At 66.1% G+C, this 25294-nt stretch carries 22 protein-coding genes; 17 read left to right on the forward strand and 5 right to left on the reverse strand.

Annotated features, from left to right (window positions below; genetic code table 11):
- The first annotated feature begins 186 nt into the window (after positions 1-186).
- Both QMX83_RS09935 and QMX83_RS09940 read left to right on the forward strand, forming a co-directional pair.
- A complete protein-coding gene (locus QMX83_RS09935) occupies positions 187-1140 on the forward strand; it encodes an alpha/beta hydrolase (protein ID WP_282296460.1) in 954 nt (317 codons plus the stop codon).
- A gap of 158 nt (positions 1141-1298) precedes the next feature.
- Positions 1299-2273, forward strand: a complete 975-nt coding sequence (locus tag QMX83_RS09940; RefSeq protein WP_282296461.1) for a glycoside hydrolase family 43 protein — start codon at positions 1299-1301, stop codon at positions 2271-2273.
- A gap of 15 nt (positions 2274-2288) precedes the next feature.
- Here the strand turns inward: QMX83_RS09940 and QMX83_RS09945 are convergent, their stop codons facing one another.
- Together QMX83_RS09945 and QMX83_RS09950 are read right to left on the reverse strand one after the other, a co-directional pair.
- The gene (locus QMX83_RS09945) at positions 2289-4106 is read right to left on the reverse strand and encodes a hypothetical protein (RefSeq protein ID WP_282296462.1); all 1818 of its coding nucleotides are present in this window, start codon (positions 4104-4106) and stop codon (positions 2289-2291) included.
- A complete protein-coding gene (locus QMX83_RS09950; protein WP_282296463.1) occupies positions 4106-6928 on the reverse strand; it encodes a caspase family protein in 2823 nt (940 codons plus the stop codon). Before QMX83_RS09950 ends, QMX83_RS09945 begins: the two co-directional genes overlap by 1 nt.
- 321 nt (positions 6929-7249) lie before the next feature.
- Between QMX83_RS09950 and QMX83_RS09955 the strand changes: the two genes are divergently transcribed.
- From QMX83_RS09955 to hemC, 13 genes are all read left to right on the forward strand, one after another.
- Positions 7250-8104, forward strand: coding sequence for an STAS domain-containing protein (locus QMX83_RS09955; RefSeq protein ID WP_282296464.1), 855 nt, complete (start codon positions 7250-7252; stop codon positions 8102-8104).
- Position 8105: 1 nt separating this feature from the next.
- On the forward strand, positions 8106-8474 hold the full coding sequence (locus QMX83_RS09960; protein ID WP_282296465.1) for an STAS domain-containing protein: 369 nt from the start codon (positions 8106-8108) through the stop codon (positions 8472-8474).
- Positions 8471-8872, forward strand: a complete 402-nt coding sequence (locus QMX83_RS09965; protein ID WP_282296466.1) for an anti-sigma regulatory factor — start codon at positions 8471-8473, stop codon at positions 8870-8872. The genes QMX83_RS09960 and QMX83_RS09965 overlap by 4 nt, the downstream gene beginning before the upstream one ends.
- On the forward strand, positions 8863-9879 hold the full coding sequence (locus tag QMX83_RS09970) for an ATP-binding protein (RefSeq protein WP_282296467.1): 1017 nt from the start codon (positions 8863-8865) through the stop codon (positions 9877-9879). The genes QMX83_RS09965 and QMX83_RS09970 overlap by 10 nt, the downstream gene beginning before the upstream one ends.
- Positions 9876-10742: an ATP-binding protein gene (locus QMX83_RS09975; protein WP_282296468.1), complete on the forward strand. Its 867-nt coding sequence runs from the start codon at positions 9876-9878 to the stop codon at positions 10740-10742. Before QMX83_RS09970 ends, QMX83_RS09975 begins: the two co-directional genes overlap by 4 nt.
- Positions 10729-12672 carry a response regulator gene (locus QMX83_RS09980; RefSeq protein WP_282296469.1) on the forward strand — a complete coding sequence of 648 codons (1944 nt, stop codon included), beginning with the start codon at positions 10729-10731 and terminating at the stop codon, positions 12670-12672. The genes QMX83_RS09975 and QMX83_RS09980 overlap by 14 nt, the downstream gene beginning before the upstream one ends.
- Positions 12673-12842: 170 nt before the next feature.
- On the forward strand, positions 12843-14309 hold the full coding sequence (locus QMX83_RS09985) for a SulP family inorganic anion transporter (protein ID WP_282296470.1): 1467 nt from the start codon (positions 12843-12845) through the stop codon (positions 14307-14309).
- Between the two features lie 135 nt (positions 14310-14444).
- Positions 14445-14624: a hypothetical protein gene (locus QMX83_RS09990; protein ID WP_282296471.1), complete on the forward strand. Its 180-nt coding sequence runs from the start codon at positions 14445-14447 to the stop codon at positions 14622-14624.
- A 248-nt stretch (positions 14625-14872) separates the two neighbouring features.
- Positions 14873-16780, forward strand: a complete 1908-nt coding sequence (mdoH, locus tag QMX83_RS09995) for a glucans biosynthesis glucosyltransferase MdoH (RefSeq protein ID WP_282296472.1) — start codon at positions 14873-14875, stop codon at positions 16778-16780.
- Positions 16781-16846: 66 nt separating this feature from the next.
- The gene (locus QMX83_RS10000; RefSeq protein WP_282296473.1) at positions 16847-17515 is read left to right on the forward strand and encodes an alpha/beta hydrolase; all 669 of its coding nucleotides are present in this window, start codon (positions 16847-16849) and stop codon (positions 17513-17515) included.
- Positions 17512-18558, forward strand: a complete 1047-nt coding sequence (locus QMX83_RS10005; protein WP_282296474.1) for a histidine kinase — start codon at positions 17512-17514, stop codon at positions 18556-18558. Before QMX83_RS10000 ends, QMX83_RS10005 begins: the two co-directional genes overlap by 4 nt.
- Entirely contained in the window at positions 18527-19297 is a 771-nt protein-coding gene (locus tag QMX83_RS10010) for a LytTR family DNA-binding domain-containing protein (protein WP_282296475.1), read from the forward strand. Before QMX83_RS10005 ends, QMX83_RS10010 begins: the two co-directional genes overlap by 32 nt.
- Before the next feature lie 46 nt (positions 19298-19343).
- Positions 19344-20255 (forward strand): hydroxymethylbilane synthase, encoded by a 912-nt coding sequence (gene hemC, locus QMX83_RS10015; protein ID WP_282296476.1) that lies wholly within the window; start codon positions 19344-19346, stop codon positions 20253-20255.
- Between the two features lie 39 nt (positions 20256-20294).
- On the opposite strand, the gene QMX83_RS10020 is transcribed toward hemC, so the two are convergent.
- Together QMX83_RS10020 and QMX83_RS10025 are read right to left on the reverse strand one after the other, a co-directional pair.
- Entirely contained in the window at positions 20295-21071 is a 777-nt protein-coding gene (locus QMX83_RS10020; RefSeq protein WP_282296477.1) for a DUF481 domain-containing protein, read from the reverse strand.
- Between the two features lie 114 nt (positions 21072-21185).
- Positions 21186-21794, reverse strand: a complete 609-nt coding sequence (locus QMX83_RS10025; protein ID WP_282296478.1) for a hypothetical protein — start codon at positions 21792-21794, stop codon at positions 21186-21188.
- A 95-nt stretch (positions 21795-21889) separates the two neighbouring features.
- Between QMX83_RS10025 and QMX83_RS10030 the strand changes: the two genes are divergently transcribed.
- Both QMX83_RS10030 and QMX83_RS10035 read left to right on the forward strand, forming a co-directional pair.
- Complete coding sequence (locus tag QMX83_RS10030) at positions 21890-22855, forward strand: YafY family protein (RefSeq protein WP_282296479.1); 966 nt, start codon at positions 21890-21892, stop codon at positions 22853-22855.
- Between the two features lie 77 nt (positions 22856-22932).
- Positions 22933-23727: a MetQ/NlpA family ABC transporter substrate-binding protein gene (locus QMX83_RS10035; RefSeq protein WP_282296480.1), complete on the forward strand. Its 795-nt coding sequence runs from the start codon at positions 22933-22935 to the stop codon at positions 23725-23727.
- Here QMX83_RS10035 and glpK read toward each other — a convergent pair whose 3' ends face one another.
- Positions 23728-25227: a glycerol kinase GlpK gene (gene glpK, locus QMX83_RS10040; RefSeq protein WP_282296481.1), complete on the reverse strand. Its 1500-nt coding sequence runs from the start codon at positions 25225-25227 to the stop codon at positions 23728-23730.
- Positions 25228-25294: the final 67 nt, after the last annotated feature.

Raw genomic sequence — 25294 nt, forward strand, 5'->3', positions numbered from 1 at the left:
ATCCCAACAGGGATCGAGGCGCTCTTTTACTTGGTGCCGGCAACTGGAAAGCTGAGGCACCGGCAGGCGAGCCGGTATCCGGACTATTGTACGTAGAATCAAGTTTTATGGACTATATGTGACCAATAGTCCGATGGATGCGCGCAAAGTAGCCCCTGTCGCAACACCACCCAACAGGAGCTACCCATGAACACCCTCACCCGCAGCCTCGCCGTCGCCGCACTGGCCCTCTCCATCCAGGGCGGCCTCTCCGCCAGCGCCGCCGAGCCCGCCGCCCGCACCCCCCCCACCGCGATCAGCCAGACCGCCAGCACCATTACCACCGCCGACGGCGTGCAGCTGTACTACAAGGACTGGGGCCCGAAGAACGGCCCGGTGGTGACCTTCAGCCACGGCTGGCCGTTGAACTCGGACAGCTGGGAATCGCAGATGATGTTCCTGGCCGACCACGGCTACCGCGTCATCGCGCATGACCGCCGCGGGCATGGCCGTTCCAGCCAGCCCTGGGACGGCAATGACATGGACCACTACGCCGACGACCTGGCGACGGTGATCAACACGCTCGACCTGCATGACGTGACCCTGGTGGGCTTCTCCACCGGCGGCGGTGAAGTGGCGCGCTACATCGGCCGCCATGGCACCGGGCGGGTGAAGAAGGCCGTGCTGATCAGCGCCGTGCCGCCGTTGATGCTCAAGACCGCCGACAATCCGGGCGGCGTGCCGCTGGCTGTGTTCGATGGCCTGCGCAAGGGTCAGTTGGAGAACCGCGCGCAGTTGTACCGCGATATCGCGTCCGGTCCGTTCTACGGTTTCAACCGTCCGGGTGCGAAGGTGTCTCAGCCGCTGGTGGACGCCTGGTGGGCGCAGGGCATGCAGGCCGGTGCCAAGAACACCTATGACTCGATTGCCGCCTTCTCGGCCACCGATTTCCGCGGCGACCTGAAGAAATTCAACGTGCCCACGCTGGTCATCCACGGCGATGACGATCAGATCGTGCCGATCGATGTGGCTGGCCGGATGTCGGCCAAGCTGATTCCGGGCGCGAAGCTGCTGGTCTATCCGGGGGCCCCGCACGGCCTTACCGAGACCCACAAGGACAAGGTCAACGCCGACCTGTTGGCCTTCCTGCAGCAGAAGTAAGCGGCCCAGGCCGATCCGGCAGGTAGCCATTGCCTGCCGGGTCGACCCGTCGTCCGGTTTGCTGCGCTGCACCCGCACGCTGGTTTAAATCGATCTAAGATCGAGCCAGGTCAACCGGCACGAGGGTACAGCGCATGCGGCAGGGCGGAATTCGAGCAATGGCATTGGCGGCAGTCATTTCCCTGGGCGCGTTCGCTGTGCAGGCCACGCACGCAGCGCAGCCCGTGACGTCCGGTAACCCCATCCTCCCTGGCTGGTACGCCGATCCCGAAGCCGCCGTGTTCGGCGATACCTACTGGATCTACCCCACCACCTCCAAACCGTATGCGGAGCAGGTCGCCTTCGATGCGTTCTCCTCGAAAGATCTGGTGAGCTGGACCAAGCACCCTGGCGTGCTGAAGATCGAAGCCATTACCTGGGCGAAAGAAGCGTTGTGGGCACCGTCGGTGGTGGAGAACGGCGGCAAGTACTACTTCTTCTTCTCCGCCAACGACATCAAGAACGACAACGAAGTCGGCGGCATCGGCGTGGCGGTGGCGGACAAGCCCGAAGGCCCGTACCGCGACCTGCTCGGCAAACCACTGATCGGCACCTTCCACAACGGTGCACAGCCCATTGACCAGACCCTGTTCCAGGACGACGACGGCAGCTGGTACATGATCTATGGCGGCTGGAAGCACGCCAACATCGTCAAGCTCAAAGACGACTTCACGGGTCTGGAGCCGCTGCCCGATGGCACGCTCTACAAAGAAATCACGCCGGCACCGGAGTACGTGGAAGGCTCGCTGATGTTCAAGCGCAATGGCCGCTACTACTACATGTGGAGCGAAGGCGGTTGGGGCGAGCCGGATTACTCCGTGGCTTACGGCATCGCCGATACGCCCCTGGGGCCGTTCAAGCGCATCGGCAAGGTGCTGCAGTCCGATCCGAAGATCGCCACCAGCGCAGGGCACCACTCCCTGATCCGCACACCGGATGACCAGTGGTACATCGTGTACCACCGTCGTCCGCTCGGCGAGACCAGCCGGCATCATCGGGCCACGGCGATTGATCGCATGTACTTCGATGAGCAGGGCCGGATCCTGCCGGTGAAGATCACCAACGAAGGCGTGGGGCCGCACCGGCTCAAGTAGCCTCATCCAGCGGCGCTACCGGCGCAGGTGAATCCTGCGCTGCAGCCGTGCCGCCACCACCGAATGCTCATCCCATGCCGCGTCGCGCACGTTGCCGGGCTGGCCCTTCAGGAACTCCCGCTGCGCCGCCAGTCGTCGCCGACTGTCCAGATGTTTGCCGACGGCGAAGCGTACGCGTCCATCGGAGGACACGATGATCGTCGATCCGCCCAGGAACCAGCCTTCGCGTACGCGCCGCTTCTGAACCACTTCGGCCACGAGGTCGAAGCGGACCTCGCCGCCGGTGCTGACACGTCGCACGGTTCGCAGCGAGGCAATCCTGGGGGGTAACACGCTGCGAGACGGGGCGACCAGGCCAAAGTCGCGTGCGCGCTCGGGGCGGCAGATGGCCTGGCCGAGCGCGTTGGCGGCACGCGTGACTGCGCGGCCCTCGTCATCGGCGGGCCAGTCGCAGAGGCCGTCCGCGAACACCAGGCCGAGATGGCGGAAATCCAGCGCCGGTACTCTGAACTGCCCGCTCTCCGGTGCGCGCCACACCAGGCTCTCTTCGCTCAGGTCAGCGACTTCGGGCACGATCACGCCGTAGCGCCGGAACGCCGTGACGAAGGCATCGCGGTAGCCGATCACATCGTCCGGCACCAAGTCGGTATCGGCGGTGACGATCGCACGCAGATACTCGCCGAAGGTGCAGTGCAACGGGGGGCAGTAGTCGATCGCACGAATCACGATGTTGAGAAAGCGCCGTGCGAGCTGGGTGGCGACATTGGCCAACAGGTGGATGCCTTCGGCGGGTAGGCGCGTCTGTTTGGTCATCTCCAGCATGGAACGCAGCTTTATGGTCTTGCGCTGGTAGATGCGGCGGAATGCCTCGAACACCGCCGACACCAGCACGGCCCCCAGATCGTGCTCCTCGCTGTTGCCCTGATAGCTGTACTTCGGGTCGACGACTGCAGCATCCAGACCTGGCGAGAGAATGGCGGTGCGCAACGGATTGGTGCCGTCGATCAGATCGAAACCAAACTGGTGGCCCACCTCCACCAGCAATTTGGAGTCCAGGTCCTTGCCCTGCGAGTCCTCAATGGCGTTGCGCACCAGCTCGGGCTGGGCAAAGCGCAGGAAGATCGCGACCAGATCCGAGAAGCCTTCGTGCAGAGCACCGACATCGCGATGGGTGGGGCGGATGAAGTTGGGCCGCAGTCCGTCCAGCAGTGCATGGCTTACTTCATGTGCCACGATGTCGCGTGACAGGACCAGGTAGACATGGCTGCCAGGTTGGCTGCGCTGCTGTGCGAAGTTCTCGGCCTTGCAGTAGCCGAAGGCGAGCGAACCATATTCTCGGTCGTAGTAGGCGTTGTCCTCGCGCATGTAGCGCGGGTGGATGCGCAGTCGTCCGTCGCTGGCGGCATCACCACCGAGCGGGCCAAAGCCGGGATCGCGTCCCAGTGCCACGGTGAAGCGCTCGTAGGTTTCCATGCCCACCGCATAGGCCATCTGCTGCATGAACTGCGGCAGGCTGCTGCTGGGCGACAGGCCGTTCTCTATCAGTAGGCGGTGGTCGTCCAGATCCACCGGCTCGGTCAGCGTGCCGGTCTTCTGGTCGACATCTTCCACCACGAACAAGGCTCCCGTCGGACCCGGTGTCAGCGGTTCGTAGGGAATCGACAACGTCAGATGTGCGCCGTCATAGCGACTGCGACTTGGGTCGTGCGAAAACACCCGCAGCAGGCGGCGGGTGGGTTCGCCCGCTCCCGGTGCGGGCAGGCGTGCGCGACGGTCGCCCGCGAGGCCGACGCCCAGTTCGAAGGGCCAGGCGGCTTCAGCTCGGGGACTCATCACGCCCCCAGCAGTCGGCGGGCGGCCAGGCCGACGCCCGGTTTCCACAGTTGAGGCTGCTGCCGGCGCGGTGCTCCCAGCGCGGCAATCACGGCCTCGATGAAGCGCTGGTTACTCCACTGCTGTTGGCGAGCCTGGGCGAACACGGACATGGCAGCACGGGTGAAGTCGCCCTCGCCGTTGCTCTCCCACGCGTACTCCCGATCCTGGCACGCTGCGAAGTGAACAACGCCGGGTGCAGCGCCTTCGTCATCCGCTGCGGGAGCGGCATTGCGCGTCAGACTGCGACGACTGGCGCGGTACCGTTCAACGATGTCCTTGTCCAATGCCATCACGCGGGGGCGACGATCATCGCCGGCCTCTTCGCGGATGCGTGCACGACTGTTCGAGCCGGCATGGCAGCAGTCCATGAACAAGGTCAAGGTCGCTCCCTGCACCAGGTTGCGGACGATCGCGTAGATCTCGTCATCCGCCAACAAGTGACCCTGGGCATAGTCGATGGGCACCAGCGCTTCGTCCTTGCCATCGTCCTCGGTACCGTCCGTGTTGGGCACCGAGGCACCGTGTCCCGAATACTGGAATACCAGCTCATCATCGGGCCGCGCACCTTCGACCAGACCCCGCAGGGCGGCGCGAAGCGCGGCCAGTGTCGCTTTTCCATTGGTGAGGTGGGTGACGCTGAATCCTTCGCGGCGCAACGCATCCGCCCAGCGCTGGCTGTCAGCAACGCAACCTTGAAGCGGTTGATCACGGTAGCTGTCGATGCCGATGCAGACGGCGATGCGGCGGCCGCGCGTCGCAGTTGGCGGAACAGGATCGCTCATCGCGGCGACGTCTTCCTCTGGATCAAGGTCGTCGCCAAATCCGTCGCGTCCATCGGGATTCGCGCTGACCTGCTGCGGTCCGTGGCAGCAGCAGGTACAGCCGTGTTCGCCCTCGTTGGTCCACTGGCTGCTGTCCGCTTCGCCACGCGTGATGTCGTCCACCTTGCAGCCCCTGAAGGCATCTGGCGGGGGGAACTGCATGCTGGTTCGGGTGATCTGCGGAGCGGTGCCTAGAATGCGGGCCAGAACCGAGATCATGGTCCGACCGTCGTTGTCGAAGTCGCCGTGAGCGACAGCGGAGGTGGCCGGATTGGCGTTCGGCGCGTCTTCGGGGGGAGAAAACTCCACCGCGCAATCACCGTTGCGGGCGTGAAGCCGATCATCGTCCCGCACCGGGAGGCCAAACAACGCTCGCATCCGGGAATTTCCGTACAGATCTCGCTGCAGTCCCAGGATAGGAGTGCCGATCCTGTCTTCGCACGCCTCGCGGACGAAGTACAGCAGGGACTTCCGGTACACATGAGCGCAGGTATCGTCCTGTTCGGCGGCATCATTCATGGTGTAGATGCACAGGTCGCGGATCTGGTTGCTGGCACCCAGACGGGGCACTACCTCTGCCTCGAAGGTGTCGATGCGGATCGCCGGTGCAAGGTAGCTGAGTGTGTCTACCACCAGCCCGTAATCCGTCAGCAAGGGCAGGAACCGCGCCAGCATGATCGGGCCCGTACTGTGGCCGACGGCATGCACGCGGGTCAGAGGGTATTCGGAGAGCACCTCGCGCAGGTACTCGGCCAGAATCCATGCGCCGCCTGAGCGTCCCTCGTGCTCCTCGAGCGCCTGCCGCGAGGCGTTCTGTGCGCTTCGCTTGATGCGTGACCATGCGCTACGGGCGATGGGGCGCGTAATGCGGCTCAGGAAGAAGTCGCCGATATCGCCCAACACCCCGCGTGGGGTCTTTCGAAGTGTCTCGAAGAAGCCGGATTCCCAGATGAAGAAGATGGGGAAAACGCCATTCTCTGTCCACCAGGGCAACACGGTGTTTGCATAGCAGATCGCGCTCGCTTCATTCACAAGCCCACCATGCGCATACAACACCAGGTGCGCCGGGAGCTTCTGAGCCTGGCGCAGCCGGAGATAGTCAACCAGGTGTTTGTGGACTACGGCGCGCGGATCAACCAGAACGCTGTCGATGTCGCCTTTGGTAGACAGCAGGCCCAGCGAAAGATTGACCGTGTGCCGACGCAGAGCAGCGTCGGCAGGCAAAGGCGCTCGCGCAGCGCGTGCAGCCGGGTCGGCATCAAGCCGGGCCGCCAGTGCAGCTTGCTCATCCAGCATCCACGGGTCCTCGGGTACTTCTGCCGACGGAGCTTCTTCGGCGCTTGCGAGTGGGATCTCACGCGCATCGGACCCGGCAAACCACGAGCGGACGTCGCCATCGCCCAGGACCGCGTCTGAAACAGGATGAAGGTTCAGATGGCGGGTCCCCTTCAGCAAGGCGCGGACGTCTGCCCGCATCTCTTTCAGGTCCAGACCGCTGCCGGGGCAGGTCTTCGCGTTGGTGAACTCGCGGTGGAACCGCAGGGCGGTTTCGTCCAGCTCGAAGCGCCGCAGCACTGCAACAATGACCGCCAGGACTGCCTCACTCTGCGGGCCATCGAGGGCGTCCAGACCCTTGTCGAAGTTGCCGACAGTTTCAATCATGAACGGACCGGCCTGGGCTGTGCCGTTATGGCCGACGGCGCTTGCGGGCGGCCGGTCCCAGTCGCGCCCCGTCCACAAGCCTCCTGCGGGGTCCACGGTCAGGTGCTGGGCGATATCGCTCCAACCTTTGGACATGTGGTACCTGCGCATCGCCTCGACGGTCACCTGACCCCGAAACTCCGAGCGGCGGGGATTGGCGGTGCAATGCAGGTGAAACTCGGTGATGCGGCGGCGTGGCTGCCACTGGGCAAGCAGTCGAACGAAATCAGACAAGCCGATGCGCTGGATCGTAGACATGGGGGCATTCCGTGGCGGTGTCTGTATCTACAACGCGTCGCTGGTGCGAGGCAGGTCAGCGACCGCATCGATTTCCACACGATGACGGAAAGTGGATAAAGATCGGCACAGATCCCTTCCGTATGTCCGACGTTAATGCGCACCCGGGACGTTGGAGTACAGGGCGCCGGAGTGGCTTCCGCTGAACAATTCAGCCAATACACCCCGCCGTGCCCGGTGGGTGAGGGTGTGATGATCCCCTCTACCTGAATTCATTTATGCTCGGTCGCTCCTGACCCTGCCGCCCGGCGGGGTTGGCTCCCTTCAAGCAGGAACCACGCCATGGCGGCTTTGCAGCAGCGCACCATCGACCTCATCCGTGCCCATCAGGATCAGGTGGTCACCCAGTGGGCCGAGAACCTCAATGCCGGTACCCAGGATGCCCGTATCTCGTCGCGCGAACTGGATACCCAGTTGCGCGAGTTCTGGCGTCTCTTCCTGGATACCCTGGCGCAGTCCAGCGCTGCCGGGATCGGCAGCAACGAATGGGCGGAAACCCGCAGCTTCCTCGAGCAGCTCTCGCGCGACCGCGTGCTGAAGGGTTTCAGCTCCTCGGAAACCGCCAGCTTCCTGTTCTCGCTCAAGCGCCCGCTGTTCGAACTGCTGCAGCAGGGCCTGGCCGATGATCCCAAGCTGCTGGGCAACCAGCTGTGGGCGATCACCGAAGTGATCGACACGCTGGGCCTGCACAGCGTCAAGGTCTACCAGAAGAGCCGCGAGGATGTGATCCAGCGCCAGCAGGAAGAGATGCTGGAACTCTCCACCCCGGTGGTGAAGCTGTGGGACGGTGTGCTGGCGCTGCCGATGATCGGCACGCTGGATTCGCAGCGTACCCAGGTGGTGATGGAATCGCTGCTGCAGCGCATTGTCGACACCGGCTCGGAAATCGCCATCATCGACATCACCGGCGTGCCCACCGTGGATACCCTGGTCGCCCAGCATCTGCTCAAGACCGTGACCGCGATCCGCCTGATGGGTGCGGACGCCATCATCAGCGGCGTGCGCCCGCAGATCGCCCAGACCATCGTGCACCTGGGCCTGGACCTGCAGGGCATCGTCACCAAGGCCAACTTGGCCGACGCCTTGGCGCTGGCGCTCAAGCGCACCGGCCAGGTGGTGACCCAGGCGGCGCGCTGAAATGGAGCGCATTCCCATTCTTCAGATGGGTGACCTGCTGCTGGTCACCATCCAGGTCGACATGCACGACCAGCTGGCGCTGACGTTGCAGGACGACCTGAGCGAACGCATCCAGCGGACGTCGGCGCGTGGCGTGCTGATCGACATCTCCGCGCTGGACATCGTCGACTCCTTCATCGGTCGCATGATTTCCACCATCGCGACCATGGGGCGGCTGATGGATGCCTCCACGGTAGTGGTGGGCATGCAGCCCGCCGTGGCGATTACCTTGGTTGAACTGGGCCTCACCCTCGACGGCGTGCGCACCGCGCTCAACGTCGAGCGTGGCATGCACCTGCTGCGTCAGAACGACAACGCAGAGGCCCCATGACCGCACTCAGTGGATCCCTGCCGATCCGCGTGGAACAGGACGTCGTGCTGGCCCGCCAGACCGCGCGTCAGGTCGCCGTGGCCTGCAAGCTGAGCCTGATCAACCAGACCAAGCTGGTGACCGCGGCCAGTGAACTCGCGCGCAATGCCGTCATCTATGGCGGCGGTGGCGAGATGACCTGGGATGTGGTCGAGAACGGCCTACGTCGTGGCCTGCGACTGGTGTTCAGCGACAACGGTCCCGGTATTCCCGACGTGGCCCAGGCGCTGACCGACGGCTGGTCGTCAGGCACCGGTATGGGCCTGGGGTTGTCCGGCTCACGCCGGCTGGTCGATGTCTTCGAACTGGAGAGCGCGCCCGGCAAGGGCACGCGGGTCACCCTCGTCAAATGGATCTGAACTTCTCCGGCCACGTAACCCGGGTCGTGGCCGTGGAGGAAGCCTCGCAGGTGGGGCAGGCACGGCGCGAAGCGCTGGCGCTGGCGCACCATATTGGCTTTGACGAGATCGACGCCGGACGCGTGGCGCTGGCCGCCACCGAAATGGCCACCAACGTGATCAAGCATGGGCGCGGTGGGCGCATGCACCTGTCCATCGCCTGCGGTCGCGATGGGCTGGGAGTGGAACTGTGGGCGCTGGACAGCGGCCCGGGCTTTTCGCTGGCACAGGCAATGCCGGACGGTTACTCCACCGGTGGCACCCAAGGCCTGGGTATGGGCGCGATCCAGCGCCAGGCCACGGTGCTGGATGTGTGGGCAGACGCGAAGGGTGCGGTGATGGTGGCGCGGGTATATGCGAGCCGCGCGGCGCGCAACGTGGATGTACCTTACGGTGCCCTGCGCCTGGCACTGCACGACGAACCGGTCTGCGGCGACGCCTGGCACCTGCACGCCGACGCCAAACAGGTCACCCTGACCCTGATTGATGGGCTGGGGCATGGACTGCCGGCCTCCGATGCGGCCCAGGCCGGCGTCGTGGCGGCCGCGCAGAAGGGAGCCGCCGGACCGGTCGAGGTCATCGCCGCGCTGCATGCCGGCATGTCCGGCACGCGCGGCGGAGCGGCGGCGGTGGCCAGCGTCGAGGTGGAATCGGGCAACCTGTCATTTGCCGGCGTGGGCAACATCGCCGCCACGCTGTGCGAACCCACCAGCAACCGGGGCATGGCCTCGCTCCCGGGCATCGTGGGTGTGCAGTACCGCAAGGCGCAACCATTCCATTTTCACACCGTCGCAGGCACGCTTCTGGTCATGCACAGTGATGGACTGCAGGCGCGCTGGAACCTGCGCGACTACCCCGGACTCCAGCATCGCCACCCGGCACTGGTGGTGGCGGTGCTGCAGCGTGATTTTGACCGGGGCCGTGATGACACCAGCATAGTGGCCTTGCGCCTTGGAGACCTGCATTGAACGCCTTGCCCCCCGAACAGGAAATCCAACAGCTGCGCGAGCAGGCCGCGTCTCTGCGCGCCGAGCTGGAAGAGACCAACCAGGGTGTGCTGGCGTTGTACGCCGAACTGGACCAGCAGGCCGAGCAGCTGCGTGAGGTCTCCGATCTCAAGAGCCGCTTCCTGTCGTACATGAGCCACGAGTTCCGCACCCCGCTCGGGTCGATCCTGAGCATGACCCGGCTGCTTGAAGACGGGATGGATGGCCCGCTCAACGAGGAGCAGCTGCGCCAGGTGCGTTTCATCAGTGCCTCCAGCGCCGAGCTGCGCGAGATGGTCGATGACCTGCTGGACCTGGCGAAGATCGAGGCGGGACGGATCACCATCTCGCCGGCCTGGTTTGACTTGATGGATCTGTTCTCCGCGCTGCGCGGCATGTTCCGCCCGCTGGTGGACGGCAACCGGGTCGACCTGGTCTTCGAAGACCCACCGCCGCTGCCGATGCTGTACACCGACGACAAGAAGCTGGCGCAGATCCTGCGCAACTTCATTTCCAACGCGCTCAAGTTCACACCGAATGGTCGGGTCGTCGTGTCGGCGCATCTGGAGACGGAGGAGTGCGTGCGCTTCAGCGTGCGCGACACCGGCATTGGCATACCGGCGGAGGTGCTGTCGACCTTGTTCAAGGACTTCGTGCAGGTGGACACGCCATTGCAGCGCGGCCTGCGTGGCACTGGGCTGGGCCTGTCGCTGTGCAAGCGGTTCGCCGAGCTGCTGGGCGGCAAGGTAGGCGTGCACAGCACGCCGGGGGAGGGCTCGGAGTTCTACGTGACCCTGCCGCTCAAACTGGACCCGGAACGGGAGCGCGCCGATGCCCACCCGTGACCGCATCCTGGTCGTCGATGACAACGCCGCGACACGCTACTCCGTGCGTCGGGTCCTGGAGCACCACGGATTCTCGGTGGACGAAGCGGGCACCGGGAGCGAAGGATTGGTGCGGCTGCAGACCACCGAGTACGGTGCGCTGGTGCTGGACGTCAATCTGCCCGACATGAGTGGCTTCGACGTGGTCCGACAATTGCGCGCCGAACCGCGCACACAGCTGCTGCCGGTGATCCACGTGTCGGCCGCCGCCGTGGCCAGTGGCGACCTGATCACCGGGCTCAACGCCGGCGCGGATGGCTATCTGATCCACCCGGTCGACCCGGATGTACTGCTCGCCACCCTGCGCAGTCTGCTGCGCGCGCGCCGCGCTGAAGAGGCGCTGCGCGAAGTCGAAGCACGCTTCGGTGAGATCTTCCGGCAGATCAATGCCCCCATTGCCGTGCTCGACAGCGACCTGCGCATCCAGGATGCGAACGACGCCTTCCTGCGCCTGCTGGGCGAGACCCATGCCCCGAACCGGGTGCGGCAGGTGCTCGGCACCCAGGTGGAACAGCTGAACGGGCTGCAGGCGGCGCTGGCCGCCGGCGAGCGCTGGCAGGGTCCCTTCACCGTCCAGGTGCAGGGCCTGCCACGCATGACGGAATGGCGTGTCACCCCCTATCGTCCGGCAGGCACCGGACTGGTGCTGGTGGAGGACACCACCGTGCATCACATTCGCGAGAACGCGCAGCGCCAGGAGCTGGAAAGCGCCAACACCGAGCTGGCGTTCCAGATCTCCGAGCGCGAGCGCACCGAGATGGAGCTTCTGCAGGCGCAGAAGATGGATGCGCTGGGCCAGCTCACCGGCGGCATCGCGCACGATTTCAACAACCTGCTGACCACGATCATCGCCGGCCTGGACATGATCGAGATCGCCGCCGGCAGTGGTTGCTGGGAAAAGGCCTCGCGTTACGCCGAGCTGGCGACCGCTTCGGCGCATCGCGCTGCCGCGCTGACCCAGCGCATGCTCGCGTTCGCGCGCAAGCAGCCGCTGGATCCGCAGACGTTCGACATCGTGGCGCGGGTCAACTCGCTGGAGGACATGCTGCGCCGTTCCATCGGCGAGAATGTGGAGCTGGAACTGGAGCTGGGTCCTGACGAACTGCTGGCGGTGGCCGATCCGAACCAGTTCGAGAATGTGATTCTCAATCTGGTCATCAATGCGCGCGATGCGCTGGCCGGTAACGGCCTGATCCGTATTCGTGCCAACGCGGTCATCGTCGAGCGCGACCACGAGCTGACCCCAGGGCGCTACATCAGCGTGAAGGTGCTCGACAACGGCAGCGGCATTGCGCCCGAACTGTTGAGCAAGGTGTTCGAGCCATTCTTCACCACCAAGCCGCAGGGCGAAGGCACCGGGCTGGGGTTGTCGATGACCTACGGTTTCGCGCGCCAGTCCGGCGGCGTGGTCCGCATTGCCAGTGAAGCCGGCGAGGGCACTGAGATCGAGCTGGTGTTGCCGGAGGGTACGGCGTCGGCCAGCCAGCAAGGCGCACACCACGAACCCACCCGGCTGGGCAGCGCGCAGCGCATCCTGCTGGTGGATGACACCGAGGCGGTGCGGATGATGGTGCGCGAGATGCTGGTTGAAGCCGGCTATGAGGTGGTGGAGGCGGCCAATGCGCAGCAGGCACTGTTGGAGCTGCACTCGCCACGTGGCGTGGACCTGCTGTTGTCGGACGTCGGTCTGCCGGGGATGAACGGGCGCGACCTGGCCGATGCGGCGCGCGCGCTGCGCCCGGACCTGCCGGTGCTGTTCGTCACCGGGTACACCGAGCAGGCGGCCGAGCGGGGCGCGTTCCTGGGTCCGAGCATGGCGCTGCTGCCCAAACCGTTCAATGTGCATGAGCTGCTGCGCAGCGTCGGGGCGATGTTCGGCCCGGTGCATTGACCCCGGGGCTGCGGTATCCTGCGCGCCCCTGATGCTCCCCGGAACCGTGTGATGACCCCACCCTGAAACCGCGTCGATGACGTGCCCGTGTCGCTGCCAGCCACGGGGCCAGGAAAGGGTTGTTTCCATCACACAAGCGCCGCGCGCACCGCCGGCGTGGGAGTTCGCACATGTCTGTTTCCTATCCGCTGCGCCAGCAATGGCTCGGCAATGTCCGTGGTGATCTGCTGTCCGGTGCGGTCGTCGCGCTGGCCCTGATTCCCGAAGCCATCGCGTTTTCGATCATCGCCGGGGTCGACCCCAAGGTCGGCCTGTACGCCTCTTTCTGCATCGCGGTCGTGACCGCCATCGCGGGCGGTCGCCCGGGCATGATCTCGGCCGCCACCGGGGCCATGGCGCTGGTGATGGTGGACCTGGTCAAGGACCACGGCCTGCAGTACCTGCTGGCGGCCACCATCCTCGCCGGCGTGCTGCAGGTGATCGCCGGCGCGCTCAAGCTGGGCGCGTTGATGCGCTTCGTCTCGCGCTCGGTCATTACCGGCTTCGTCAACGCGCTGGCCATTCTGATCTTCCTGGCGCAGATGCCGGAGCTGATCGGCCGCTCGTGGCAGGTGTGGGCGGTGTGCGCGGCAGGGCTGGGCATCATCTACCTGCTGCCGCGCGTCACCCGCGCGGTGCCGTCGGCGCTGGTCGCGATCGTGGTGCTCACCGCGCTGTCGATCGGTCTGCACTGGGACGTCCGCACAGTGGGCGACATGGGGGCGCTGCCCGACAGCCTGCCCACCTTCTTCCTGCCCGACGTGCCGTGGACGTGGGATACCCTGCGCCTGCTGCTGCCGGTGTCGGCCACGCTGGCGGTAGTCGGGCTGCTGGAATCGATGATGACCGCGCAGATTGTCGAGGACATGACTGAAACCCCAAGCCAGCGCAACCGCGAATGCGCCGGTCAGGGTCTGGCCAACATCACCGCGGGCTTCTTTGGCGGCATGGGCGGCTGCGCGATGATCGGCCAATCGGTCATCAATGTATCGTCCGGCGGGCGTGGGCGTCTTTCGTGCCTGGTCGCTGGCGTGCTGTTGTTGTTGCTGGTGGTTTACGGTTCGGAATGGGTGCGCCAGATTCCGATGGCGGCGCTGGTCGCGGTGATGATCATGGTCAGCATCGGCACCTTCCACTGGCGCTCGTTTGCCGAGCTGCGCACGCATCCGAAGAGTTCGTCCATGGTCATGCTGGCGACTGTCGTGGTTACCGTCGCCACGCACGACCTGGCCAAAGGTGTGCTCACCGGCGTGTTGCTGTCGGCGCTGTTCTTCGCACGCAAAGTGGGGCGCATGCTGCAGATCAGCGTTGCCCAGGGTGAGGACGGCGCGCAGGTGTATACCGTGCGCGGTCAGGTGTTCTTCGCCTCGGCCGGGCAGTTTGCTTCCAGCTTCGACCTGCAGCACGCCGCCTCACGTGTGGTGATCGACTTGGGCGACGCGCACTTCTGGGACCTCAGCGCCGTCGGCGCGCTGGAGCAGGTAACGGAAAAGCTGCGTCGGCACGGAGCGTCGGTCGAGGTGGTCGGACTCAACGCCGCCAGTCAGACCCTGATTGACCGGGTCGGGCGCGCTTCCGGCACTGCGTCGCTGCACTGAAAGCGCTTACACCCGTACGCAATCGGGCGGGCCGCGCGCGCCGTCACACATTCGTCCCGGTTTTGCTATAGGGTGCGCATTCCGTCGGGCGGGGAGCCCGGCGGCTGCACATTGAAAGGAAACGAGAGTCAGAACATGTCCAGCGTAGTGACGCCGCCCGAACGGCCCCAGGCCGGTCCGTGCATCGCCCCCTGTCCGGTTGCCACCCAGGCCCAGCACCTGTTGGCCCAGCAGCAGTTTTCCCTGGCCGCTTCGCGCGCATTGTCGCGCCCGCCGGTGGTTGCCGACGTCGCCGTGGCGCGCCCGGCGGCCTGATCGCCGGCCTCATCCTGAATAGGGATCCCTTGTGCCACAAGGGCTGGCGGCCGACGGCCGCTTTCAAACCTGAATGGGCGGCAAGGCCGTCCGGTCCTCTTCGCGCCCACCTTACATTTGCCCCCCTATGCTGAGCCGCATTTTTCGGCTCAGTGGCGTGGAGAGTACGTGGGTTCCGGCAGTGACAGACACAAACGGCGCGCCGGATCCGGCAGCAGCCTGACAGAACCCGGGCAGGGTAGCCACGCATGAGTGTGCAGACCGTCAACGTCGTGATCGACGCGGGCCGCTCCGTGCTGCCGGCTGAAGTGCCCATGGCCATGCCTGAGCAAAGCTTCCGCGAGGGTCGCCTGCAGGTGCCGAAGCAGCGCACCGCGCCGCGCCTGATGGCCCTTCGCCGCTTCTATATTCTGGGTGGCACCGCCGCGATGACCGCCGCCGCCACGGCGATGATGTGGAAGGTGCTGGCCAGCAATGGCATCAGCGTGCTGGAAGCGTGTCTGCTGGTGCTGTTCGTGGCGCTGTTTGCCTGGATCGCGCTGTCGTTCGCCGGCGCGCTGGCAGGCTTCCTCACGGCCGTGTTCGACCGCGGCTACAAACTGGGCATCGACCCGGACGAACCGCTGCCGCAGGTGCATACCCGCACCGCGCTGCTGATGCCTACCTACAACGAAGACCCGCGCCGTCTGCTGGCCGGCCTGCAGGCGATCTATGAGTCGGTCGCCGAGACCGGGCAGCTGGCGCAGTTCGACTTCTTCGTGCTCAGCGACACCCGCCGCGAAGACATCGGAGCCGCCGAGGAACAGGCGTTCGCTGAGCTCTGCGATGCGGTCAACGGGCATGACCGCCTGTTCTATCGCCGTCGTGGTGACAACAGCGGGCGCAAGGCCGGCAACATCGCCGACTGGGTGCGCCGTTTCGGCGGCGGCTATCCGCAGATGCTGATCCTGGACGCCGACAGCCTGATGACCGGCGACACCATCGTGCGTCTGGTCGCCGGCATGGAACACAACCCGGACGTGGGCCTGATCCAGACCCTGCCGGCGGTGATCGGTGGCCGCACGCTGTTTGCCCGCATGCAGCAGTTTGGTGGGCGCGTGTATGGGCCGGTCATTGGCCGCGGCGTGGCCTGGTGGCATGGCGCGGAAAGCAACTACTGGGGTCACAACGCGGTGATCCGCACCCAGGCGTTTGCCGAGAACGCGGGCCTGCCGCCGCTGCCGGGTCGGCAGCCGTTTGGCGGGCATGTGCTCAGCCATGACTTCGTCGAGGCCGCGCTGATGCGCCGCGGTGGCTGGGCCACGCACATGGTGCCGTATCTGAAGGGCAGCTATGAGGAAGGTCCGCCGACCCTGACCGACATGCTGGTGCGTGACCGCCGCTGGTGCCAGGGCAACCTGCAGCATGCCAAGGTGGTCGCATCGAAGGGGCTGCACTGGGTCAGCCGCATGCACATGATGATCGGCATCGGCCATTACTTCACTGCGCCGATGTGGGGGATGCTGATGCTCATCGGCATCGCCATTCCGCTGTTCCAGGGCGGCATCGACTTCAATGAAGTGCTGCACATCTCGCCGGGTGTGTACTGGCGCGCGCAGGATGAGGAGAAGGTCATCCGCATGTTCGCCATCACCATGGCGGTGCTGCTGCTGCCGAAGGTGCTGGGCTATCTGGCGATGCTGCTCGATCCGGTCGAGCGCCGCGGCTGCGGCGGTGCGATTCGCGCCTTCATCTCGATGCTGCTGGAAACCCTGCTGGCGGCGCTGATGGCCCCGGTGGTGATGTACGTGCAGTCGCGTGGCGTGGCCGAAGTGCTGGCCGGCAAGGACTCAGGCTGGGACGCGCAGCAGCGCGACGACGGCGGCATTTCCTGGCCTGCGTTGATTCGCGGCTACGGCGGCCTGAGCGTGTTTGGTCTGTTCATGGGCGTGCTGGCCTATGCGGTGTCGCCGTCGTTGGCGGCGTGGATGGCCCCGGTCGTGGTGGGCATGGTGTTGGCCATTCCGGTGGTGGCACTGACCTCGGACCGGCGTGCGGGCACGTTCCTGCGCCGGCTGGGGCTGATGGACATCCCCGAAGAGATCAACCCGCCGACGATCCTGGTGCGTGCGGCCGAATTGAGACGGGCGGCTGCCCAGCGTTCGGCATTGAATTGACGCGTGCCATGCCTGCGGCGCGTGTTCGCTACGGCATAATGGCTCCATCCCCCCTGGAGCCGCACGATGTCGCAAGCGCTGGAAACCGTGGTGAACGAAACGGGTGCCGATCCGCAGTGGTCGGTGATCTGGCTGCACGGCCTGGGTGCCGACGGCCATGACTTCGCGCCCATCGTCCCCGAGCTGGTGCGTGACCACTGGCCGGCCATCCGCTTTGTGTTTCCGCATGCGCCGGTGCAGCCGATCACGATCAACAACGGCCTGCCGATGCGCGCGTGGTACGACATCGTCGGCATGGACTTCCGCTCGCGTGCTGACAGTGCCGGTGTGGCCGCGTCCGTGCAGCTGCTCGATGGCTTGATCGAAGCGGAAATCGCCCGCGGTATTCCGGTTGAACGCATCCTGCTGGCAGGCTTCTCGCAGGGCGGGGCAATCGTGCTCAGCGCGGCACTGCGCCGCCGCTGGCCGGTGGCCGGCCTGATCGCGCTGTCCACCTATCTGCCCGATGCCGAAGCCGCCGCCGCGGCCGCCGCGACGGACGGTCCGCTGCCGCCGGTGTTCATGGCGCATGGCCAAAAGGATCCGGTGATTCCGCAGGACGTCGCCGTGCATAGCGCCAAGGCGCTCAAGGAACTCGGTTTCCCGCTGGAGTGGCACTCCTACTTCATGGCGCACCAGGTCTGCGCCGAGGAAATCCAGGCGCTCGGCAACTGGCTGGATGCGCGCTTCGGATGAGTGACCCGCGTCAGCAGTCCTGGCTGCCGGACCTGTGCCGCCTGCCGCGGCTGGGCGCGATGCTCGGCCTGGCCGAGCTGGTCGTGGTGGTGGTGGCGCTGGCCCCGGATGGCAGCCGCCAATGGGGGCTGTCGGATTTTCTGTCTGCCAGCGGGCTGGCGTTATGGCTCGCCCTGGCGGTAACGGTCAGCCTGTGTGCGGCCCGACAGCCGCTGTCACGGCTGCCCGAGGCACTGGGCACGACGGTGGCGGTGGTGGGGGCAGCGCTGATTGCCGCGATCTGCACCGGCATCGTGCATGCCCTGTATGACGTGCTGGGCACGACCGGTTTTACCCGCGACGTTGGGTTCTGGCGCTTTACCCTCGGCTGCGCCACCGTCACCGCGTTGATTGTCGCGTTGGCGCTGCGCTACTTCTATGTGAGCGACCGGTGGGGCGCGCAGACCGTGGCCAATGCGCGTGCCCAGGCCGATGCGCTGCAGGCGCGCATCCGCCCGCATTTCCTGTTCAACAGCATGAACCTCATCGCCAGCCTGGTCCGTCGTGACCCGGTGGTGGCCGAGCGTGCGGTGCTGGATCTGTCCGACCTGTTCCGTGCAGCACTCGGCGCGGGCGAGGGCGACTCCACGCTGCAGGCGGAATGCGAACTGGCCGAGGCCTATCTCTCCATTGAGTCGCTGCGGCTGGGTGAGCGCCTGCAGGTGCAGTGGGAGCGCGAAGAACCGTTGCCGTGGTCGTTGCCGATGCCGCGGCTGGTGCTGCAGCCGCTGGTGGAGAATGCCGTGCTGCATGGCATCTCGCGCCTGCCGGCCGGCGGCACCATCGTCATTGCGCTGCGCTGCGAGGGCAACCAGCTGCGCATCACGGTGCGCAATCCGGCTCCAGACCCGCAGGCGCGCGCGTTGGCACTGGCGCACGGGGCCGGTCACGCGCAGCGCAACATCGCCCATCGCCTGGCCTGGCGTTACGGCCCGGGTGCGCGGATGACGGGGGACTGGAACGACGGCTACTATGCCTGTGACATCACTGTGCCCGTGCCGTGAGGAAACCTGCTTGAAAGTGGTGATTGCCGACGATGAGCCGCTGGCGCGCGAGCGATTGCGCGGCCTGCTGGGCGAACTGCCGGGCGTGGAAGTGGTGGCCGAAGCCGAGAATGGCGAACAGGCCCTGCATGCCTGTGCCGAGCTGCAGCCGGATGTGGTGCTGCTGGACATCGCGATGCCCGGGCTGGATGGGCTGGAGGCGGCGCGTCACCTGGCCACCTTCGAACCGCGTCCGGCGGTGGTGTTCTGCACGGCCTATGACGCGCACGCGTTGTCGGCGTTCGAGGCGGCGGCGATCGATTACCTGATGAAGCCCGTGCGTGCCGAACGCCTGGCGGCGGCACTGGAGCGCGCGCGGACCTTCCTGGCCGGACGCAACGGCCAGCCCAGCACGCCCAGCCAGCAGGCCCGCACCCTGCTGTGCGCCCGGCTGCGTGGCAGCCTGCGGCTGATTCCGGTCGAGGACATCCACTACCTCCAGGCCGAAGAAAAATACGTGGTGGTGCACCACGCACGCGGCGAGGACCTGATCGAGGAATCGCTGAAGTCGCTGGAGGAGGAGTTCACCACCCGCTTCGTGCGTATCCACCGCAACTGTCTGGTGGCCCGGCATGAGCTGGTGGAACTGCGACGCAATGGCGCAGGTCAGGTGCAGGCGGTGCTGCGGCATGGCAAGACCCCGCTGGAGGTCAGCCGGCGCTGCGTGGCAAGCCTGAAGCAGGAACTGAAGCACCTGTAAGGTCACGACCGTTGGTCGTGACCCGCGATGCGGCGATAATGCCGACATGGACACCCTGCGCATCGCCACCCGAAAGAGCCCGCTTGCCCTGTGGCAGAGCGAACACGTCGCTGACCGCCTGCGCCAGGCGCACCCTGGCTTGAACGTGGTGCTGGTGCCGATGAGCACGCGCGGCGACGAGGTGCTGGATCGTTCGCTGGCCGCCATCGGCGGCAAGGGCCTGTTCCTCAAGGAACTGGAACTGGCCATGTTGCGCGGCGACGCCGACTGCGCGGTGCACTCGCTCAAGGACGTGCCGATGGAGCTGGACGCGCCGTTCGCGCTGCCGGCCATGTTGGCCCGGCACGACGCCGCTGATGGTTTCATCTCCAACCTGTATGCCTCACTGGACGCACTGCCGATCGGCGCGCGCGTGGGTACATCCTCGCTGCGCCGTCAGGCCCAGTTGCGCGCGCTGCGCCCCGACCTGGAATTGCTGGACCTGCGCGGCAACGTCAATACCCGCCTGGCCAAGCTCGACAACGGCGGCTACGACGCCATCGTGCTGGCGGTGGCAGGGCTGGAGCGGCTGGGCCTGGGTGGGCGCATCGTGGCCCGTCTGCGCGCCCCGCAGTGGTTGCCGGCACCGGCGCAGGGGGCGGTGGCGGTGGAGTGTGACGGCAGCAACGCGCAGGTGATGGCGCTGTTTGCCGCGCTGGATCATGCGCCGACCCGTGCCTGCGTGGAGGCCGAGCGCGCGATGAACCGTGCGCTGCACGGCAGCTGCCACGTGCCGGTGGCCGGTTTCGCGGAGTGGGAGGGCGACGACCTGTTCCTGCAGGGGCTGGTCGGCAGCGTTGCCGATGGGCGTCTGGTGCGCGCCGAGGCGCGTGGGCCGGGGAGTGACCCGGAAGCGCTGGGGCAGGTTGTCGCACGCGCGCTGCTGGATGGCGGTGCGGCGGAGATGCTGGCGGTTTGACCGCATGTGCCGACCCACAGTCGGCACATGCTCGGACCCTTACTTGAACTTGTAGACCACGTTCATCGTGGTCAGCGTATCGGTCTTGCGCTTGTCCACGGCCACGTCACTGTTGTAACGCGCCTGCCAGCCGGCCTTCAGTGCCAGGTGTTCGTTCATGCTCACCGACACGCCGAAATCGTTCTGGCCGAAGGTGTTGTACGAGCCCGACTCGACCAGCAATGTGTTGACCAGGTCGGTATTGGGGGTCAGCGAATACTTCACGTCGAACAAGCCACGCCCGATCAGGCCGGTGCGGGTTTCATCGTCCTCGGTGTTGTGGGTGCGGCGCACACCGGGACCGATCTGCGCGTCCATGTAGAAGCGATCACCTTCCACCAGCCGGGTGCCGTAACCCAGACCGAACGAGCTCTGGCGGTCGTAGGTGGCGAAATCGTCGCGCTCGTAACGCACCGTGGCGGTCAGCTGGCGGTGTTCGCCCAGCTGCAACGCGCTGCCGGCGCTGCCGGTGTAGCGGTTGGCGGTCGTGTTGCGCTTGCGGGTGGTGGTGCCGTCGTCAGCGGTTTCGGTGTACTCCGAGCGCGAGCGCAGGCCGAACAGGTCCATGCTGTGCACCCAGTCGTCGTCGGTGTAGCGCAGGCGCAGTCGGCCGTTGGCGCTTTCGGTGTTGCTGTTGCCGCGGGCCGACGCAAAGCCCAGTTCGCCGCCGCTACCGCTCCACGGCGAGGTCATGGCGGCCAGTTCGGAGGTGTCCTGGGCAAAGGCGGCCGGGGCACTGAGCAGCAGGGTGGCAAGCAGCGTCACACGCAGGGACATCAACGGTTCTCCAGATCAGGCGGGGGAGGAGCAACCCCCGATGATACTGGAGCCTTCACACGCTTTTTGCATTTGTGGGGCCCCGCTTTAGCAGGGGTTTGGACTTTCCCCTGTTCAGGGAAGCGCAACCTGCAGTGTGGCGTCGTTGAAATGGCTGTAGGTCACGGTGGCCTGGAACGGCTGCCCGTTGGTCTGGCCCTGACGCTCGATCCGCACGGGCAGGCCCTCGGCGTTGATCCAGTACAGCATCCCGTCAGGGGCTGCGCTGGCGTGGCGTACCCGGTACTTGCGGGTCGCCTGTCCGGCCACGGTCTCGGGACCGAGGTCCTCCACCTGCAGTTCGGCGACCACCGCATCGGCTGGAATCGGGCTGCGCCACTGCGCCAGCATCTCCGGCGGCACCGGAATCTGGCGCACCTCGCCGGCCTGCTGCAGGAAGAACGTGCCATTGATGATGGTCTGCGCGCCGGCCTCGGTCTCCAGCCGGTAACGGTCCGGTGCCACGAAGGTCATGCCGGCCTCAAGCGTGCGTGGGCCTTTCAACTGCAGCCGGGCCTGGAAACTGCGCAGCTGACCGAAGCGCTGGCTCGCCTCCAGTACCGCCTGCGCGGCATTGGCCGGCGCTGCGGCGGGAACGGACGGCGCGGCCGCAGTGGGTTCGGAGGGCTTCGAACAGGCCGCCAGGAACAGGCAGAGCAGGGCGACAGCAGGCAACAGGCGCATGGCGGAACGGCAGCGGGCGGGGCAGGGACACCACCATAGCCGAAGATGCAGGCCAAGGCCGCCACAAGGCCGGCGACTCGGACATAATCGGGGGCATGGACCGATACGAACGCATCAACGCCCTGCACCGTCTGCTCAAGTCCGCCCGCTATCCGGTGACGGTAGGCACGCTGCAGGAAAAACTGGAGTGTTCCCGCGCCACCGTCTACCGCGACCTGGCCTTCCTGCGCGATGCGCTGATGGCTCCGGTCGAAGGGGATGGCGAGGCCGGATTCCGCTACCAGGAAGATGAAAGCGATCGCTTCGAGCTGCCGGGCCTGTGGCTCAGCTCGGAGGAACTGTACGCTCTGCTCGCCTCGCAGCATCTGCTGTCGCGGACCGGTGGCGGCGTGCTGTCCTCGGTGCTGGCCCCGCTGCAGCAGCGCATTGAAGGGCTGCTGGCCGCCCAGGCCGGGGTGTCCAGCTGGCCGGTGGACCGCGTCCGGGTCATCCCGCACCGGGGGCGCAAGTTCGACGAGGCCAGCTTCCGGGCGGTTGCCTCGGCGGTGCTGGAGCGCAAGCAGCTGGCATTCGACTACCGCGCCCGTTCCACTGATGAATCGACCAAGCGCACGGTCTCGCCGCAGCGCATGACCCATTACCGCGACAACTGGTACCTGGATGCCTGGGACCACGGCCGCGAAGGGCTGCGCAGCTTCGCCGTGGACCGCATCTACAAGGCCCGGGTGGTCGACAGCCCCGCCCGCGACGTCGACGACAGCGAGGTCGAAGAACAGTTGGGGGCCAGCTACGGCATCTTCTCCGGCCCGCCCAAGGGCTGGGCCACGATCGTGTTCAGTGCCAAGGCCGCGCGCTGGGTCGCTGACGAACACTGGCATTCGCGCCAGCAGGGGCGCTTCCTGCCCGACGGTCGCTACGAGCTGAAGGTGCCCTACAGTGTCTCGCGTGAGCTGCTGATGGACGTGCTGCACTACGGTTCGGACGCCGAGATCATCGAGCCGGCGGTGCTGCGTGAGCAGGCCAAGGCCCTGCTGGAGTTGGCGCTGAGCAATTACGAATGATCATGGGTGCCTGATACCGCACGGGGCGGTGCGTGCGGTAAGGTTGACGGCTATTGGCCCCCTCCGGACCCTCCCCCATGAAAAAGACCCTGTTGCTCCCGCTGCTGGCCGCCACCCTGGCCCTGGCCGCCTGCGGCAAATCCGCCACTGATTCGCAGAAGCTGGTGGTGGCTGCCACGGCCGTGCCGCACGCCGAAATCCTGCAGGTGGTCAAGCCGATCCTGGAGAAGGAAGGCGTTGAGCTGGACGTGCGTGTGTTCAACGACTACGTGCAGCCCAACGACCAGCTGGTGCAGAAGCAGGTTGATGTGAACTACTTCCAGACCGAGCCCTACCTGGATGCCTACAACCGGGACCGCAAGACCGATCTGGTGACGGTCACCGGCGTGCATATCGAACCGTTCGGGGCCTATTCGCGCCGCTTCAAGTCGCTCAACGACCTGCCCACTGGCGCGGACGTGGTCATCCCCAACGATCCCAGCAACAACAGCCGTGCGCTGATCCTGCTGCACAAGGCCGGCGTGATCACCCTGAAGGATCCGACCAACGCGCTGGCCACCCAGCGTGACATCACCGCCAATCCCAAGCAGCTCAAGTTCCGCGAGCTGGACTCGGCGATGCTGCCGCGCGTGCTGGACCAGGTCGATCTGGCGCTGATCAATACCAACTACGCGCTGGATGCCGGGCTCAACCCCACCCAGGACGCGCTGGCGATTGAAAGCAAGGACTCGCCCTACGTGAACTTCCTGGTCTCGCGCCCGGACAACAAGGATGACGCCCGCGTCCAGAAGCTGGCCAAGGCGCTGACCGGTCCGGAAGTGAAGGCTTTCATCCAGGAAAAGTACAAGGGCGCGGTGCTGCCGGCGTTCTGATCAACGCACCGGGAACCCCATCGTCGCTTCCACCGCCTGCTGCCAGCCGGCATACAGCGCTTCGCGCCGGCTGGCCTCCATCTGCGGGGTGAAGCGACGGTCCACCGCCCACTGTCGCGCGATCTCGTCGCGGCTTTCCCAGAAGCCGACCGCCAGCCCGGCCAGATAGGCGGCACCGAGTGCGGTGGTCTCGGCCACCTGCGGCCGCAATACCGGCACGCCCAGCAGGTCGCTCTGGAACTGGGCCATGAAGTCATTGGCCATGGCCCCGCCGTCGGCGCGCAGTTCGGTCAGCTCGATCCCGGCGTCGGCCTGCATCGCCGCCAGCACGTCGCGCGTCTGGTAGGCCATCGACTCCACCGCGGCGCGGATGAAGTGCTCGCGGGTGGTGCCCCGGCTCAGCCCGAACATGGCTCCGCGCACATCGCTGCGCCAATAAGGTGCGCCCAGACCGACAAAGGCCGGCACCAGGTACACGCCACCGGTGTCGGGCACGCGCTCGGCATAGGCCTCGCATTCGCTGGCGCGGGTAAACAACCGCAGGCCGTCGCGCAGCCATTGCACCACCGAACCGGCGACGAAGATCGAGCCCTCCAGGGCGTATTCCACCTGCCCGCCCACGTCCCAGGCGACCGTGGTGAGCAGGCCGTTGCGTGAGGTCACGGCCTGCCCGCCGGTGTTCATCAGCATGAAGCAGCCGGTGCCATAGGTGTTCTTGGCCATGCCGGGCGCGAAACACGCCTGGCCGAACAGCGCAGCCTGCTGGTCGCCGGCCATGCCGGCGATGGGAATGTGCTGATCGAAGAAGAACTGTGCCCTCGTCGTGCCATACACCTCGCTGCAGCTGCGTACCTGCGGCAGCATGGCGGCCGGAATGTCCAGCAGTGCCAGCAGGTCCGGGTCCCACTGCCGGGTATGGATGTTGAACAGCAGCGTGCGCGCGGCATTGCTGATATCGGTCACATGCGCCGCGCCGCCGGTCAGGTTCCACACCAGCCAGCTGTCGATGGTGCCAAACAGCAGTTCGCCGCGTTCGGCACGCGTCTGGGCACCCTCCACATGATCGAGAATCCAGCGGATCTTGGTGGCGGAGAAGTAGGCATCGACCAGCAGGCCGGTGCGCTCGCGGATCATCGGCTCATGGCCTTCGGCCTTGAGTTGTTCGCAGATCGCGTGGCTTTGCCGTGACTGCCAGACCAGCGCGTTGTGGATCGGCTGGCCGGTCGCCTTGTCCCACACCACGGTGGTTTCGCGCTGGTTGGTGATGCCGATGGCCGCGATCTGCCGCGCATCGATCTGCTCGCGATTGAGCAGCTCGGTCATGGTGGTGTAGACGCTGGTCAGGATCTCGCGGGGATCATGTTCGACCCAGCCCGGTTGCGGAAAGATCTGGGTGAACTCGCGTTGCGCGCTGCCGACGACGTGCCCGCTGCGGTTGAACAGCATGGCGCGCGAACTGGTCGTGCCCTGGTCGATGGCGAGGATGTAGTGCTTGTCCATTTGAGATTCTCGTGGGGCGGGGGGGGCGCCCCGCGCGGCGCGCGGGGGGGGGGGGGGGGGGGGGGGG

Origin of the sequence: Stenotrophomonas sp. PS02289, assembly GCF_029960115.1 — a bacterium.
Taxonomy (GTDB): Bacteria; Pseudomonadota; Gammaproteobacteria; order Xanthomonadales; family Xanthomonadaceae; genus Stenotrophomonas.